We start from the raw sequence: 16,851 nt of genomic DNA on the forward strand, positions 1-16,851 counted from the left end.
CTTTATAAAAAATTAAGGGGGACTTTTAATGAACTTATTTAGGAAAAGGGGAGTAGCAGATTTTAAAGAGGCATCAGAGGGAAGCGGTCTTAGAAAACAACTAACAGCTTTTGATATAGCAGCTCTTGGAATTGGATCAGTAATTGGAACTGGTATATTTGTTGCTACAGGACAAGGTTCACAAATGGCTGGACCAGCTGTTACAATATCATATATTGTAGCAGCAATAACTAGTGCACTTTGTGCTCTTACTTACGCAGAACTCGCTACTATGTTTCCTGTTGCTGGAAGTACCTATTCTTATGCTTATGTTGCATTTGGTGAGATTATAGCATGGCTTATAGGATGGAACTTGGTGCTTGAATATCTAGTTGTTGCAGCTGCCGTTGCTTCTGGCTGGTCTGCTGCTTTCCTGGGTGTTTTAGACGCTTATAATATACACTTGCCTGAAATGATAACCAAAACACCTTTATCTGGAGGAATGGTTGATTTACCTGCAGTCTTAGTTGTTGCTTTCATAACTTGGTTACTATATATCGGGGTATCGGAAAGCGCAAAAGTAAACAATGTTATAGTTGTTATTAAGGTATCTGTAATCCTTGTATTTATATTCCTTGGGGCAACTCACATAAATCCTGCAAACTACCATCCATTTGCGCCTTATGGAAATAAGGGAATAATGTCAGCTGCCGCAATTATATTCTTTGCATATATAGGATTTGATGCTGTATCTACTGCAGCAGAAGAAACAATTAATCCTAAAAGAGATATACCACTAGGATTAACTATTTGCTTAACTGTAATTATAATACTATATGTATCAGTTTCCTTAACACTTACAGGAATGGTTCCATTTAAAGAAATAGACGTAAATAATGCCCTTCCAGCAGCGTTATCTCGTATAGGAATCAATTGGGGATCTGCATTAGTTGGTGTTGGAGCAGTTGTTGGAATGATTTCAACTTTACTTGTAACTGTATATGGGCAAGTTAGAATATTTATGGTTATGTCAAGGGATGGATTGTTACCAAAATCTTTTGCCACTATATCAAAAAAGCATGGTACACCTGGAGCATGTACAATAATCACTGGAGCCTTAACTGCTCTTATAGGAGGGTTTTTACCGCTAACAGTGCTTATGGATTTATGTAATATAGGAACACTATCTGCATTTATAATTGTATCTATAGGAGTTATTGTTTTGAGAAAAACAATGCCAAATATTGAAAGAAAATTTAAATGTCCTGGAGTACCTTTTACTCCTGTTTTAACTGTAATTTTCTGTTTCTATTTAATGTATAGTTTACCAGGAGTTACTTGGATAAGATTCGGAATATGGACTATTGTAGGTATTTCAATTTACTTCTTGTATGGTATGAGGCATAGTACATTGAATAAGATAAGCAATGATGTAAACTCAGAAGTCTAATATATATCTAGAAAAGATTCTTTAAAAATTGATATAGAGGTTATTACTATGTGTTAAAAATATAGTATAAAATTAATAGCAGAACTTACTAAGGCTTAGTAAGTTCTGCTATTAGATATTTCTAGTTAACTAAGATTAAATATCTTCTAAAGCTTCACTATAGAATCTCATAGTTGATCTAGTATCAAGTTCTTCTTCCAAAGATTCTAGCAGAACTTCATGTACATATCCCATAAGTTCTGCTTTTTCTCTTTCTGTTATGTTAACGGTACAAATAATAGTTGAGTCAATGGTTTTTCCAATATGTAGATGAACTTCTCCAGCATTTTCTCCATTTAAATAAAGAGCATATGCTTCACTAGAAGGAGTTCTTACCATTCTTGTAATGATCCAATCTAACTCTTCTGTTTCAGATATATCTTTATACCCTGACGTATTAGTAGATGGATCAAATTTAATATCAAATCTAGACATACTTTCAAGCTCTGCTATAATGGTATCGATATTTTGGCTTTGCATATCTAAATCTTTACTTGTCAGCGATAACAATTCATTAAGCATATTTTGAAGTGAAGGTATTGCTTCTATAAATTTTGAATAATAACCTCCATGAGTGTTTATAGTAGTTTTAGCACCATCTATCTCTAAATATATTGAGAATATAGGAACATCATCTTGAAAATGATGAAGTAGTAAATGTGTAGTAAAGTACTCTATAAGTTGATGAGAAAATTTGAGACTCTCCTCCTTAGTTCTTTCAGATATTTTAGAATAAGCTAAAACCTTTAGCGTGGAGTCTTTGTCATGTTGTTCATTAGATTCAAGATAAACATCTTCAATAAATACGGAGATAATAGGAAAATTTCTTTTTTCTACCATGTATTTGGTCCTCCTTTGAGTAAGTCTTTTATTAGGATTACCAAAACTTACAAGATTCATACTTGTTAAATTATCATCAATTTAAAGACGAAGAACTAGCTTGATAAATCAACATCTCTATTAGATGTGCCACTAGTCCGAAACATACCTAAATCTCTAATTTCAACAGAAAGCGACTGTGAAATGTTTGATGACATGTAATTGTTCACATAAGCGTAGAATATATTTAAAGTAAAGATCTTTACAATACATATTCTATTTGAAAGGGTGAACTTTGTATGACTATTTTGCCATTTGTTTGTCTAGGCATCGGGTTAATCATAGGATTTCAAAGAATGACAAACAAGTTTTTAAAAGTAATAGATTACATCATTAATGTAACTTTAATAGTTCTTATGCTAACAATCGGGATTAATATAGGTGTAAATAATTCCATAATGCTAAAAATAGGTTATCTAGGATTAGATTGCTTCATAATCGCATTATCTGCAATTATATTTAGTGTTATTTTTACTTTAATTGTAGAAAAGACGGTATTACCTCTAGAGAAAATTAAAGAAAACTTGAACTCACAAAATATGAGTTTGAATGATGAGGTAAATATCACTCAAGAGGAAAAGAAAAAAACATCCCCTCTGGTCTTAATTATACCACTCAGCATAGTTACAGGTGTAATATTAGGATATTTTGCAATACCTAAGGATAAGTCTTATCTACTTGGATATGTTTTGACTGTATCGTTGATTTTTCTCTATATAGGAGTTGGCATAAGCTTAGGGAATAACCGTAAAGTATTTAAATATGTTAGAGTTTTAGGAGTGAGGATTATTTTTCTTTCATTAGCTATTTTATTAGGAAGTTTAGTAGGAGGATTTATGGCGGGAAGTATTCTAAGCTTATCGCCTAAGATTTCGGTAATGTCGGCAAGTGGCATGAGCTATTATAGTTTAACTGGAGCCTATATGACAAAAGTATACGGAATTGAAATAGGAACCTATGGGTTTATTATTAATGTTATGCGAGAGTTTCTTACAGTTTTACTACTTCCTTTACTAATTAAAATAAGCAAAGGAAGCCCTATTGCTGGAGGAGCTGCAGGCAATATGGATACTATGTTAATGCCTATAACAAAGTTTGTAGGTCCGGAATTAGGCTTAGTTACATTAATAACTGGAGCGATTTTAACATTTGCCGTTCCATTTATACTTCCCATTTTGTATGGAATTTTTCAGTAGCAAAAGGAATAATTCATCGTTATCTAGATAGTATAGTAAAGGAAGTTTTGCAGTATTTCGTATTTTTATGTATAATTAGTTTAATAAATCATGCATACTAATTACTAAGTGCAAGTTTGGAGGATATTATGCTAAAAATATGGGGTAAAATAACTAAAAATGGTAAAATAATAAGAGATGAAGTAGTTCAATCTAATATTGAAGGAAGTTATCAAGATAACCTAAAGGCTTGCATTACAGAACTAAGTTATAAACTTGATATTTCAAAGCCATATTGGCTGCCAAGCAACTTAGACGAGTATAATAAAAGAGGCAAAACCACTTTTACAGAGCATAACTTCATTGAGGAGATAGATTTTGACAAGCTTATAATAGAAGAACTAGATACGAAAGAAAAGTAGTATATAATTTATTTCTGCAAAAAGCGGAATATAAATCCTATCAATAAACATTATAGAGGTTTAGTTAATAGATAAAGGAGCTTTATTTAAGCCCCTTTATTTTACCTTTAAGTGCTTTAATACGTCCATTTACATAGTTTATAAGTTCATTTTTATTATCTTTTATATCAGCAGGTGCATTAGAAACTATAGTTATAATATCTAATTTATTTCCCTTTACTTCTTTTGCAACTTCGTAAGCTAAGCATATATTTTTTACCTTCCAATAAGTAGTATTGAATTCATCTACTTGTCTTTTATTGTAATAACCTTTCTCAATACCATATTGAAATAAATCAGCAGCTGCCTCAAGTTCATCTAAATCCTGAGCTTCCAAAGTCTCATTTATAAGAGTTTGAAATGATTTCATAAATAGCACCCCTTTTTAGTGAGATAACAATATTTTTAACTTATATCAACATTCCTATACTGGATTATACTGGTTTTTATGTCTATAGAACTGATAGTCTATATTATTCTAATTAAAGGTATTAAGTTCTAAATTAAATTAGAATAATACATACAAAAATTTAGTGTTTATATACTAATCACAAAGATGAAACATAAATTTATAATAAATATTTGATTTTTACCTAGAATTTTACTATAGTTATGTTAGTATTAAAATTTTATTAATTGGAGGAAGAAAGAATGCTAGAAAGATTAAGTAAAGCTAGAGAAGAAGTAGAAAAAGCCTTTAATAATGATAAACCTGAAGATATGGGAAAAATGGCAAAGAGATTTAAAAAATTGTACTTTGAATGCTTAGAAAAAGGAGAAGAATCAAGAGAATATCACTATGGCGAATACATAAAAAAGGTTATTATGTTATATTTTGAAAACATTTTAAATGGATATGGTGATGCAGAAACATTATACGAGGAATGTGAATATGAAGCACAATTAGCGGGAATAGAACCAAACATATCTTTAATATATTAATAGTAAAAGCTAAAAGAGGTGAAGAAGTTGAAGTTGTTTTTTAACAGTTATAAATCATCTATTATACTGCTGTGTTCAATAATTTTAGGTGGAATCATTGGAATCTTTCTAGGACCTAAGTCAGCTGTGCTCGAACCTTTAGGCGATCTTTTCTTAAACTTGATGTTTATGATAATAGTGCCTTTAGTGTTTTTTAGTGTCACATCAGCTATTGCAAATATGAGTGGAATGAAAAGACTTGGCAAAATTATGGGAAGTATATTTATAGTATTTGTATCCACTGCTCTTGTAGCTGCTGTTATTGGACTAGTTGCTGCTTTAATTGCAAATCCTACTAAAGGAATAGATGTTCATGCTATACAAAAACTTATGGCTAAGGCTAGTGATACAGCACAAAAGACTGAGCAGGTAGGATTCTTAAAACAAATTGTAAATACTCTTACTGTATCAGATTTTGTATCATTATTTTCTAGAAAAAATATGCTACAGCTTATTGTATTCTCAATAATCTTTGGTGTTTCAACTGCAATGGTTGGAGAAAAGGCCAAACCAGTTTCTAGGTTTTTGGATGCTGGTTCAAAGGTAATGATGAAAATGGTAAGCATTATAATGTACTATGCACCTATAGGTCTTGGTTGTTATTTTGCTTCTGTAACTGGACAACTTGGCACACAGATACTTGAGGGATATTTTAGAGTATTTGCACTTTATTTGGTCCTGTCAGTAATTTATTATTTTGTATTCTTTACTCTTTATGCTTTCATAGCAGGTGGAAAGGATGGAGTTAAAGTCTTTTGGAGAAATGCTATAGCACCATCAGTAACGGCACTAGCGACTTGTTCAAGTGCTGCATGTATACCTGTTAATTTAGAGGCCACAAAAAAGATGGGAGTGCCAGATGACATAGCAGAAACTGTAGTACCATTAGGAGCGAACACTCATAAAGATGGTTCTGTATTTGGTGGTGTTATGAAAATTATATTCTTGCTCGGTTTATTTGGAAGGGATATAAGTAATATTCAAGCTATACTAGGAGTTATTGCAGTATCCTTCTTAGTCGGAGCTGTAATGGGAGCAATTCCAGGTGGCGGTATGATAGGAGAGATGCTTATAATAAGTGTTTATGGATTTCCACCTGAGGTGCTACCAATAATAGCTGTAATAAGCACAATAATAGATGCACCGGCTACATTATTAAACTCTACTGGAAATACTGTGTGTGCTATGATAGTTACAAGACTGGTTGAAGGTAAAGAATGGATTAAAAATAAGGTCAGCAGTTTAGAAAAGATTACAATTTAAATAAAAGTATTTATTCAAGGCTCATGTTGTATAGATAAACCATTTAAAAGTTAGACTTATCCTTCTGGATAAGTCTAATTTTTAATTAGTTTATCTATGTGAATTTAGTCGAATCATATTAGTTAATACCAATTCTTAATTTGCTAGATTGAAACTTTATACTATTGGCATAGGCTATTGTTTTAACTTGTATTTAGTTTTAAAATATTATAAAATTAAATTACTATATAGATATTTTTGTAATTGATGTAAATTTAATGAAATGAGTTCATATGATATAAGAAATAGGGATCCTTATATAAGCATATAATATTAAAGGAGATGGTTTTTATGAAATTAATTATAGCCATTATACAGCGTAAAGATGCTAGTGAATTAACAGATATGCTGAATGAGGAGGGATATAGAGTCACTAAGATTGCCTCAACAGGAGGGTTTCTAAGGGCTGGAAATACTACTCTTTTAATAGGAGTGGAAGAATCAGAGGTAGATAATGTTATACAAAAGATGAAAGATAAATGTAAAAAAACAGGTAAACGAGATGCATCAAATTATTCTTCTGCAGAACTAAATAGAACACGTGAGTCATATAGTAGTGAAACCGAGATTGAGGTTGGAGGAGCAACAATATTTGTTATAGATGTAGATAAATTTATGAAGATATAGAAAGAATAGATATGTTAATTTAGTTCTTAATAGTTCTTTTTAAAATACAAGGCCATAAATTTAATTTTTAGTATTTATTTTGTTTCATACATTATGTGTAAACTTGGAATAATTTGAATACTTTTTATCAAAATATAAAAAATATCTATAGGGAATTTACCCTATGGATTTTTTTATGGTATAACTTTGCTTATAAACATCTTCATTTATGAAAGAGTGCGAAAATCGAATATATATCTAGTTATTTTGCTTAAATGGCTTATAACTTGTAAAAATTATTAATTACACAATTTGATATATACCAGTTATAAGATTAATATAATATATAACGAGATGTAGCTTTCAAAGCTACATATAAAAATATTAATACATACATGTTGAAAGGATTGATTTTATGTTTAGAAAACTTAGAGAACCTGTTAGCGGGTTAACTCATTTATTCGGTGCATTTGCGTCTGTTGTTGGTTTAATAATATTACTTATTTACTCAATTATGCAAAATAGTCCATGGCATATTGCTACTTTTTCAGTATTTGGTATAAGCTTAATACTACTTTACACAGCTAGTTCTGTGTATCACTTGGCCTCTATTTCAGAGAATGCCATTAAGGTTTTGAGAAGAATCGACCACTCCATGATTTATGTTTTAATCGCAGGAAGTTATACTCCCATTTGTTTAATTGCACTAAAAGGCGCTTGGGGTTGGAGCATATTTGGGACTATATGGGGACTTACTATAGTAGGAATATTAGTAAAAAACTTTTGGTTTAATGCACCTAGATGGCTTTCTACTGCTTTTTATATAGGAATGGGCTGGCTTGTGATTATTGCTATATACCCACTAGGTAAAGTACTTCCAAGTGGTGGAATGGCTTGGTTATTTGCAGGAGGAATTGATTATACAGTTGGCGGCGTGATTTATGCTACTAAAAGACCTAGGATTAATTTTAAGCATTTTGGATTCCATGAGATTTTTCATATTTTTGTTATGATAGGAAGCTTTTGTCACTATTGGCTAATGTTTAAATATTTGTTATATATATAAAAAAGTCCTCTATTTCCGATTACGAGAAATAGAGGACTTTTTTATATAAAATTACGCTAAAACTTAGTTTTACATTCAAATGATAACTCGTATGATTGTATCAAAATAATGTATTGTTTTATGAAAATTTTAATACAATAAGATATAAATAAAGAGAAAGGTATGACAATACATGAGAAATATATTAGGCGTATATAAAAGAGATTTTAGAAACATTGTTACTAATTGGGTTGCATTAGTTGTTATAATAGCACTTATGATATTGCCAGCGCTTTATGCATGGTTTAATATAAAATCTGCTTGGGACCCTTATGGGAATACAGCTGGAATATTAGTTGCTGTTGTTAATAAAGATAAAGGAGGGCAGTATGGGGGACAAAATATAAATGTTGGAAAACAGCTAATAGAAAAGTTGAAAACTAATACTAGCATAGGCTGGAGGTTTACAGACGAAAAAACTGCTGAACATGGTGTAAAGTATGGTGACTATTATGCAAGTATCACAATACCAGAAAATTTTTCGGAAAGATTATTAACTATTACTCAAAGTCAGCCACAGAAGGCAGATTTAATCTATACGGTAAATGAAAAGAGAAATGCTGTAGCTCCCAAAATTACTCAGAAAGGAGCAACAAGTCTTCAAGAGCAGTTAACCACAACTTTTGTTCAAACAGTAAATAGGATAATATTTGATGTTTTTAATAAGTTAGGTGTTGAGCTTGAGCAAGGTAAACCTGTGTTACAAAGTTTTATAAATGTAATATTTGAAATTGATAGTAAGATACCACAAATAAATAAGGAAGTAGACGATTTATACAGCGGAGCAATAACCCTTCAGGGATTTACAAAGAGAGTTCAAGGAGACTTGCCTGTTGTTGAGGATACAATAAATAAAGCATCAGATGTGGTAAGTACAGGAGAGAATTTTTTAATCAAAGCTAGGGATGGACTAAAGAGTTCTGCTCCTCTTATTAAACAAAACTTAATAACTTTAGATAACACTGCACATATAGCTGAGACAGAGATAAATGATGCTATAGCATTATCATCGTCTAATCCAAGCAGGTCTAGAGAGCTATTTATAGCGGCTAGAGATAGATATAATATAGCAATAAGTAATATTAATAATGTTCTGGATTTTTTTAATTCTCTAGGTAACATATCAAATAATCAAATTATAACTGGTTTTATAAGTAGTATGAATGATATAAAAGGTAGATTACAAAGACATATAAATAATATAAATTTTATAATTGCTTCTATTGATAGAAAAGAGCAGATAAAAGAGGATATTTTAGATATCTTAAAAAAAGATTCTTCTGAAATAAGTAGGTTCTTAGATAGTCAAGTTGATAAGTTTGACAGTACAATCGCACCTGCTATTGACAATATTATGCGAAACTCTATTCAAATAACTGACAACACTACAAAGATACTTGGAGATGCCAAGAACGATCTGCCAGTTATAAGTGAACTATTAAAGAAAGTCAATACTGGAACAGAAATAGGAGTACAAGATATTGCGGAACTAAAAAAAAGATTGCCAGCTATTGAAGAAGCCATACACAGTACTGCGGAAAGGTTAAGAACTTTAAATGATGAAGATAAGTTAAATGAGATTATAAGGATATTAAAGTTGGATGCTCGAAAGGAAAGTGAGTTTATTGCTAGCCCTATAAATTTAATACAGAATAGAATGTTTCCAATTCCTAATTATGGCTCAGCGATGGCACCATTTTTTACTTCATTATCTTTATGGGTTGGAGCACTTATCTTAGTTTCTATACTTTCAGTAGCTGTACCTGATTTTGATGGTGATAAAAAACTAAAATCTCATGAAGTGTATTTAGGAAGGTATTTAACCTTTGTAACTATTGCTGTATTTCAAGCAACGGTTGTAACTTTAGGAGATATATATTTGCTGAAAGTATATGTTTCGAATCCAGTAGTTTTTGTAACATATGCAATCTATATAAGTGTAGTTTTTAGTATGATAGTCTATACTTTGGTATCTGTATTTGGGAACGTAGGTAAAGCTTTAGCAATGATATTACTAGTGCTTCAAATATCGTCTTCTGGCGGAACTTTTCCTATAGAGGTTACACCACCATTTTTTCAACACTTGAATCCATTCATACCTTTTACTTATGCTGTAGCAGGAATGAGGGAAGCGGTAGGAGGCGTGCTTTGGGATTTGCTAAGTTACAATGCAGCCATGTTGTCAATTTACTTCTTTACTTTTATCATAATTGGGATAGCTTGGAAGGAACTATTAAGTGGCATAATTGCGAAGTTTGTTGAAAAGTTTAAAGAAAGTGGGTTGGTCGGAGAATAAAGTATTAGATAGTATAATGTAGACATAATATTTAGAAAACTAGCATTTAAGAACAAATTTTAAGGGTTGTAAATATTTGCAACCCTATTTATCCGATGACTATGTTATTAGTCTTTATAATTTATCAAACTGTGTCCTCTTACTAATAAAACTAGTAAATAGATATATTAATATATATATGAAGAAGGAGTAGACTGATCTCCAGTTTTCTGGCTGATACAGTTGTAAGAATATAAAAATAGGTTCAAATATAAATGCAGAAAGTGATGAAAAAATAAGTGCTTTAATAAAAGGATTAATTTTAGGTTTATATTGAATGAAAAACATGATTAACACAGGAAACAATGAAAAATCCCAAGGTATATAACCAGGAATCATAGGCAGTACTTTCCAGTCGTAATGCCAAGCTCCAGAGACAACTCCAACAAAATCAAGATAAGAAGTGATAATCATTACTGTAGAACCTGTCAGTAACAATCTATAAGTACTTTCTTTTTTTCTAAACTTTATCCATAAGGCCCAGGGTATGACAGTTAAAAACAAAAGAAGCCACCAGCGCCACTTAAATACCATTTCAGTTTTCCAAAGCGTAAACATTTGATTGTTTGCATCTACAACTAATTTATAGATTTTATGTGTTTTCTCGTGCATAATAATATACCTCATCCATACAATGTTTATATTTAGTATTCCCTGAGTGAAGAAGAATATTTTAAATTTAATTATAATCTCAGTTTGATTTATTGTAACAAATATTACAGACAGTAAAAATTTTAAATGTTATAATTATATTCGAATTATAACATTTAAAATAAATGATATGATAACATAGGATTAGTTAGAAATTAAATAGATGTTTATAGAATTATTTAAAGATATTTATTAATATATTTAATTTTAATTATACAAATATAAGTGTTTCGAATAGGAGAGATATTATGGGTAATAATTTTGGAAACTTACAAAAAATAAGGGATGGAAAGAGAAAATTCTCAATAACTCCACATATACCAGGGGGATTTATTAGCCCTGAGGCTCTTGAAAAGATAGCAAAAGTAACAAAGAAATATAAAGGGGTTTTAAAATTAACTTCTGGACAGAGAATTATGATAACGAATCTAGAAGAAAGTGATCTAGCTAATATATGGGAAGAACTAGGAATGGAACCAGCAGTAAAAACGGCTAACTCGGTAAAGAATATCGAGATGTGTCCCGCAGGTTTTTGTAAAAGATCAAAGCATAATACTATAGGGATAGGGATGAAACTTGCAAAGAAGTATAAGTGGATGGAAATGCCTTGTAGAACAAAAATAGGAGTTGCTGGCTGTAGAAACGCTTGTGGCAGCGTATATAGTAAGGATGTTGGAGTAATAGCGGATATTACAGGTATAATTGTAACTGTAGGTGGATCTGCTGGTTATAATCCCAGATTGGCAGATATTATAGCCATAGATTTGACTGAGGAGCAAGCGTTAAAATTAGTTGATAGTGTTTTTGATTACTACAAGGAAAATGCTGAAGCTGGGGAAAAGATAGGAGTCTTTATAGATAGAATAGGAATAGAAAAATTCAAAGAAGATGTATTGAAAAGAGCAGAATTAGTATAATTAGTAACAATATAAGTTTACAATTATTAGTAGGCAGGTGATTTACATCTGTCTATTTTGCTAGTAAGAGGTATTGTGAAAATTATATGTATGTTATAACATTAAATCTACATCAATTGTCGCTATTAACCTTTATAGTAATTAATAATTCAATGAAGTATATTTATCACAACCTATATAGATGAATAATATTTTCTACTAAACAAATTCTATAAACAGAGTTCTTAGTATCAGATGGAGTTTTAAATCCACCTGATGACTATTAACAGATTTCTTAATGTCTTTGACAATTAGAAATCGATAAATTAGATAGAAAATCCAACGATGCGGATAATGTTTTATAGAATGGAGTGTAAATATGAAAATAGGCTTAGTAAGGCATTTTAGAGTAAATATTAAAAAAAATAGATTTATGACTTCAACGGAATATAACGAGTATATGAAAAAGTATGATATTTCAGATGTGATACCTAATGAGGTTGTCATTGATAAAGAATGGGATAAGTGTTACTGCAGCAGTATGAGTAGAGCTATCACAACAGCGAAAACTGTATATCATGGAGAAATAATTATAACTGATAAACTTGTAGAAATTCCTTCTGCAGCATGGAGAAATACAAACATTAAATTGCCATATGATTTATGGGCTGTATTAAGTAGAATAGCTTGGTTTAGAAATCATATGTCACAGCCGGAGGGAAGAAGAGTAACTTTAAAAAGAACAAGTGAGATTTTAGATAAGATGCTTCAGGAAAAGAATAAGAACATTCTTATTGTAAGTCACGCTGGAACTCTTTATGAAATACAAAAAATGCTCATTAAGAGAGGCTTTAGAGGAGACTATTTTTTAAAAGCGAGAAATGGAAAGTTATATGCTTTTGAAAATAAAAAAAGTTAAAAGGACTGATAGTAATTAATTTGTCTGATTGTTCCCTATAGGATTAGTTTTTACCTAGAGTTAAGATGCCGAATTATAAATTGAGAAATGATATGTTAAGTAGGTTGTTTGAACGCTACAAAATGTTTAATAAATTCATTTTGTAGCGCCTGATTTTTTACAACCTTTTTTTTGCCTCTAAATATAATACTTTAACAAATTTTTTTGTATTAATACGAATATTTGACATAGAAGGCTTTATTTCATTTTGTAATTCCATCATCATTTTTCGTATCTCTGTAAAATCAAAATACTTTGAAGCATATTCTTCAAATTTAGGATTTGAGTAATCCGTAAGACCGAGGGAAGCTAAATGGTTTAAAGCTTGGAATATTGCTCTGCGAACTCGTTGCTCAGATGCTTTAATTTCTTTTTTAAGCTCAAGTGAATCGGCAGACGCTCCTAGTTTTTTAAAAGCTATTGTAGTGAAAATATCCTTTAATGAAGGAAACTCGTGTTCAAGGGGATTTTCTTTTTCATTTTTAAGTAAGTATTCAAGCATATCCAATAAGTCTTTGCTACCGCTTTCGCCAATCATGCCTAATTCAGTTAATAGGAATTGACCAGAAGTAATAATATTTTTGTTTGTAGAAGTAGGTTTATTGTTATCTTTTAAATTTATTATGTCCAAAACATTTAATGCTTTTTGAATATCTTGTATAGATTTTTGTAGTTGCATGTGCTCAATCACTTTCTTGATAACCCCTACTACTTCTAGGCGGTTAATTGGTTTAGTAATATAGTATTTAACCCCAATTGAGTAAGCCTCACCAATAATTTTCTTATCTTCTACCTGAGATAACATTATAATACTTCCACGGAATAAAGACCCTAGACTTCGAACCGTCTCGATACCATCACGAACAGGCATTAATAAGTCAATAATAAGAATATCTACTTTTTTTAAGTCTAGTAAATTGTTATCTACATAGGAACCGTTATCTGCCTCCCCAACTACTTCCCCTAGGTCACAATCCTCAATAATCTCAACTAACATAGAACGAATAGCCTCATCATCATCAGTGATAAAAAAACGCATGCTATCATCCTTTCTTTACTAAATTTTTAATTGGTAGCTGTATAATAAAAACTGTTTTATTTGCCTCAATTTCATCTTCAATTGTTACTGTTCCGTTTAGATTTGTAATAACTTCTTTAACATATGGTAGCCCCATTCCAGTTGATGGCTTGCCATGAAGGTCATATTTTGTAGTATAGCCTGGTTTGAAAATCAATTCTCTTTTATTTGGAGGTACACCTACTCCAGTATCGGAAACTTCAAATTTAACAAAGTCTCCTACTCTTGAAATGAAAACTTTTATTAAACCAGAGCTATCAATTGACTCTACAGCATTAGAAACTAGATTATTAACTAGTGATAAGATCGTATAAACATGTAGGTGAGGATATAATCCTTCAATGTTTAATATAAATTGAATTTCTTTGTTTAACAAATCGGAATACTTTTTATTTGATTCAATAATAATATTACCTATTTCAGAAATATTCATATAATCAGTTGAGCTTTCAGAAGAAATCATTTTTGTAAGACCAGCATGGATTCTTTGATTATCTTTCTTAATTTCATGTACTTGTCCTGCAATACCCAATATTTTTGAACTCAAGTCATCCTTTTTTAAGCTAATATTACTATTTTGCAAATTTCTATATAAGTTATAACATTCGGTTGTAATATTTTCTGCATCTTGTAAGGATTTTTTTATATGAATAGATTCTGCATATAAGTTTGAAACTAATAAAAGCATAGTTCTGTTTTGGTCCCTCTGCTTTTTTGCTTCCAGTCTAGCATTATGAAGATTAATTATACTAAAGAAACCTAGGGCAAAAAAACTACGAATTATAGCTATGGCAATAATCTTAATTAGCACAACCAAGGTAATCATGTTTCCTAGTATATAGTGTCTGAAAGACAACTCAACTATACCAGAAGTGATATCAATTAAAATTGACAAAATCCCAATTGTAAATGGACGATGATGAAAACTATTAACCTTTGCAAAATAAAAAAGAGAAGAATAGGTAAAATAGTAAAAAAATGAAGAAAAGTGAAGTACAAAATCTGATCCTAATCCAAAGTTACCATATATACAAAAGTCTAAAATTATTCTAAAAGCGATAACAGAGATTCCAACTAGAAAACCAGATAAAAGCAAAGGTACTTTTTTTCGTATCCATAATAGAAAGAAGAAAAAAGTTGCTGTGCCAAAACTAACACGATAAGTATCGTGAAAAGGAAAAAACTTCAATTCACCAGTCAATGGTACTGTAATCATCATTAAAGCAAGAATAAGTAAATCATCCTTCAACAAGCATACACTCCTTTAAACTTTAGATGTCAATACTACTTAAATATCCATTAACAAGGATAGCAGAAAATTTAATAATATACCAGTATTATGTAAAATTTAATTTGATTATTAAATAAATCTAGTTATGGTGTGGACAATATGTCCTTAATTAGATAATTATGTCATTCATTTAGTTCTGAAAATATCAGTTAAATCTTTAAATTCAATATAAAAAAACATGAATAAATATTAGGATTAAAATCAATAATCTATAAAATGGTATAAACATAATTAAATTATTCATTTTTTTAAAAAGTTTCATAAATTGTTTTGTAGTTTTTTGTGGTTTTTTATAGGTTAGGTTGTATGATTTAATCATGATATTATTTTAACATTAATAAAAAGTCAGTGATTAATTTTTTAGGGGGAGTTGGTATTATATGAAAAAGCTGAAATTTGGGTTAGCGACGCAAATTGTTGTTGCTTTAATTCTTGGTATTGTAGTTGGTGCTGTTTTTTACGGTAATCCAGCAGTTGAAGCCTATCTAAAACCATTCGGAGATATATTTCTTCGTTTAATTAAGATGATAGTTGTACCAATAGTTTTCTCATCGCTTGTTGTTGGTATTGCAGGAGCAGGAGATATTAAGCAGGTTGGTAAAATCGGAGGAAAGACTATACTTTACTTCGAAATCGTAACTACAGTTGCAATAATTCTTGGACTAGTAATAGCAAATGTATTCCACCCAGGTACTGGCGTAGATATGAGTTCAATAGTAAAGACTGACATAAAAAGTTATGTTGATACCGCTGAACAAGTAGGACATCATGGATTTGCAGATACATTCGTAAATATCGTTCCTACAAATATATTTCAAGCTCTTACAACTGGAAATATGCTTTCTGTAATATTTTTCTCAGTTATGTTTGGTGTTGGAGTTGCTGCAGTTGGAGAAAAAGGAAAGCCAGTTCTTCAATTCTGCCAGGGAGTTGCTGAGACAATGTTCTACGTAACAAACTTAATCATGAGAACTGCTCCAATCGGTGTATTTGCCTTAATAGGTGTAACCGTTTCCAAATTTGGACTAAAATCACTTATTCCGCTAGGAAAGCTTGCAATTACAACTTATGGAGCTATGATATTCTTCGTGCTTGTAGTACTTGGATTAGTAGCAAAAGTAGTTGGTACAAGTATTATGAAAATAATAAAGATACTAAAGGCAGAGTTAATTCTTGCTTATAGTACATCAAGTTCGGAAACAGTTTTACCAAAGATCATGGAAAAAATGGAGAAGTTCGGCTGTCCAAAGTCTATAGCGACATTCGTTGTTCCAACTGGATATTCATTTAACCTAGATGGATCTACACTATACCAAGCAATTGCTGCTATATTTATAGCACAAATGTATGGAATACACTTACCGATTCCAGAGCAAATCAAATTGGTACTAGTGCTAATGTTAACTTCAAAAGGTATAGCAGGGGTTCCTGGAGTATCCTTCGTTGTTCTACTAGCAACCTTAGGTTCAGTAGGAATTCCAGTAGAGGGACTAGCGTTTATAGCTGGTATTGACCGTATCCTAGATATGGCAAGAACTGCTGTTAATGTAGTTGGTAACTCGTTAGCTGTTGTGGTTATATCAAAATGGGAAGGTAGATATGACGCTAAAAAGGGTGAAGAGTATCTACAGGAGATTGATACAACTACCACTGCTGCATAATAAG

The 16,851-nt window shown here is 31.0% G+C and carries 16 protein-coding genes; 11 read left to right on the forward strand and 5 right to left on the reverse strand.

Features of this window, described 5'->3' with window-relative positions; translation table 11 throughout:
- Window positions 1-28: 28 nt before the first annotated feature.
- A complete protein-coding gene (locus AC0N0V_RS06640) occupies window positions 29-1,429 on the forward strand; it encodes an APC family permease (RefSeq protein WP_474462880.1) in 1,401 nt (466 codons plus the stop codon).
- A gap of 135 nt (window positions 1,430-1,564) precedes the next feature.
- On the opposite strand, the gene AC0N0V_RS06645 is transcribed toward AC0N0V_RS06640, so the two are convergent.
- On the reverse strand, window positions 1,565-2,308 hold the full coding sequence (locus tag AC0N0V_RS06645) for a hypothetical protein (RefSeq protein WP_474462882.1): 744 nt from the start codon (window positions 2,306-2,308) through the stop codon (window positions 1,565-1,567).
- A gap of 278 nt (window positions 2,309-2,586) precedes the next feature.
- On the opposite strand from AC0N0V_RS06645, the gene AC0N0V_RS06650 reads away from it, so the two are divergent.
- Complete coding sequence (locus AC0N0V_RS06650; RefSeq protein ID WP_474462884.1) at window positions 2,587-3,543, forward strand: LysO family transporter; 957 nt, start codon at window positions 2,587-2,589, stop codon at window positions 3,541-3,543.
- 128 nt (window positions 3,544-3,671) lie between these two features.
- Window positions 3,672-3,944, forward strand: coding sequence for a hypothetical protein (locus tag AC0N0V_RS06655; RefSeq protein WP_474462886.1), 273 nt, complete (start codon window positions 3,672-3,674; stop codon window positions 3,942-3,944).
- Window positions 3,945-4,026: 82 nt separating this feature from the next.
- Here AC0N0V_RS06655 and AC0N0V_RS06660 read toward each other — a convergent pair whose 3' ends face one another.
- Window positions 4,027-4,353 (reverse strand): hypothetical protein, encoded by a 327-nt coding sequence (locus AC0N0V_RS06660; protein WP_474462888.1) that lies wholly within the window; start codon window positions 4,351-4,353, stop codon window positions 4,027-4,029.
- Between the two features lie 281 nt (window positions 4,354-4,634).
- Here AC0N0V_RS06660 and AC0N0V_RS06665 point away from each other — a divergent pair, with 281 nt between their 5' ends.
- From AC0N0V_RS06665 to AC0N0V_RS06685, 5 genes are all read left to right on the forward strand, one after another.
- The gene (locus AC0N0V_RS06665) at window positions 4,635-4,925 is read left to right on the forward strand and encodes a hypothetical protein (protein WP_474462890.1); all 291 of its coding nucleotides are present in this window, start codon (window positions 4,635-4,637) and stop codon (window positions 4,923-4,925) included.
- 27 nt (window positions 4,926-4,952) lie between these two features.
- On the forward strand, window positions 4,953-6,227 hold the full coding sequence (locus tag AC0N0V_RS06670; protein WP_474462891.1) for a dicarboxylate/amino acid:cation symporter: 1,275 nt from the start codon (window positions 4,953-4,955) through the stop codon (window positions 6,225-6,227).
- Window positions 6,228-6,557: 330 nt separating this feature from the next.
- Window positions 6,558-6,893: a cyclic-di-AMP receptor gene (locus tag AC0N0V_RS06675; RefSeq protein WP_474462893.1), complete on the forward strand. Its 336-nt coding sequence runs from the start codon at window positions 6,558-6,560 to the stop codon at window positions 6,891-6,893.
- Window positions 6,894-7,287: 394 nt separating this feature from the next.
- Window positions 7,288-7,938, forward strand: coding sequence for a PAQR family membrane homeostasis protein TrhA (trhA, locus tag AC0N0V_RS06680; RefSeq protein ID WP_474462895.1), 651 nt, complete (start codon window positions 7,288-7,290; stop codon window positions 7,936-7,938).
- A 172-nt stretch (window positions 7,939-8,110) separates the two neighbouring features.
- Window positions 8,111-10,273 (forward strand): YhgE/Pip domain-containing protein, encoded by a 2,163-nt coding sequence (locus AC0N0V_RS06685; RefSeq protein WP_474462897.1) that lies wholly within the window; start codon window positions 8,111-8,113, stop codon window positions 10,271-10,273.
- Window positions 10,274-10,387: 114 nt separating this feature from the next.
- Here AC0N0V_RS06685 and AC0N0V_RS06690 read toward each other — a convergent pair whose 3' ends face one another.
- Window positions 10,388-10,924: a CBO0543 family protein gene (locus AC0N0V_RS06690; protein ID WP_474462899.1), complete on the reverse strand. Its 537-nt coding sequence runs from the start codon at window positions 10,922-10,924 to the stop codon at window positions 10,388-10,390.
- Between the two features lie 287 nt (window positions 10,925-11,211).
- Here AC0N0V_RS06690 and AC0N0V_RS06695 point away from each other — a divergent pair, with 287 nt between their 5' ends.
- Window positions 11,212-11,880, forward strand: coding sequence for a nitrite/sulfite reductase domain-containing protein (locus AC0N0V_RS06695; protein WP_474462901.1), 669 nt, complete (start codon window positions 11,212-11,214; stop codon window positions 11,878-11,880).
- 358 nt (window positions 11,881-12,238) lie between these two features.
- Complete coding sequence (locus AC0N0V_RS06700; RefSeq protein WP_474462902.1) at window positions 12,239-12,778, forward strand: histidine phosphatase family protein; 540 nt, start codon at window positions 12,239-12,241, stop codon at window positions 12,776-12,778.
- Between the two features lie 157 nt (window positions 12,779-12,935).
- Here the strand turns inward: AC0N0V_RS06700 and AC0N0V_RS06705 are convergent, their stop codons facing one another.
- Window positions 12,936-13,856 carry a response regulator gene (locus tag AC0N0V_RS06705; protein ID WP_474462904.1) on the reverse strand — a complete coding sequence of 307 codons (921 nt, stop codon included), beginning with the start codon at window positions 13,854-13,856 and terminating at the stop codon, window positions 12,936-12,938.
- A 4-nt stretch (window positions 13,857-13,860) separates the two neighbouring features.
- Window positions 13,861-15,144, reverse strand: a complete 1,284-nt coding sequence (locus AC0N0V_RS06710) for an ATP-binding protein (protein WP_474462906.1) — start codon at window positions 15,142-15,144, stop codon at window positions 13,861-13,863.
- 422 nt (window positions 15,145-15,566) lie between these two features.
- On the opposite strand from AC0N0V_RS06710, the gene AC0N0V_RS06715 reads away from it, so the two are divergent.
- Window positions 15,567-16,847: a cation:dicarboxylate symporter family transporter gene (locus tag AC0N0V_RS06715; protein WP_474462908.1), complete on the forward strand. Its 1,281-nt coding sequence runs from the start codon at window positions 15,567-15,569 to the stop codon at window positions 16,845-16,847.
- The last annotated feature ends 4 nt before the right edge of the window (window positions 16,848-16,851 follow it).

The sequence above is a fragment of the Clostridium sp. CS1-1 genome (assembly GCF_056135525.1).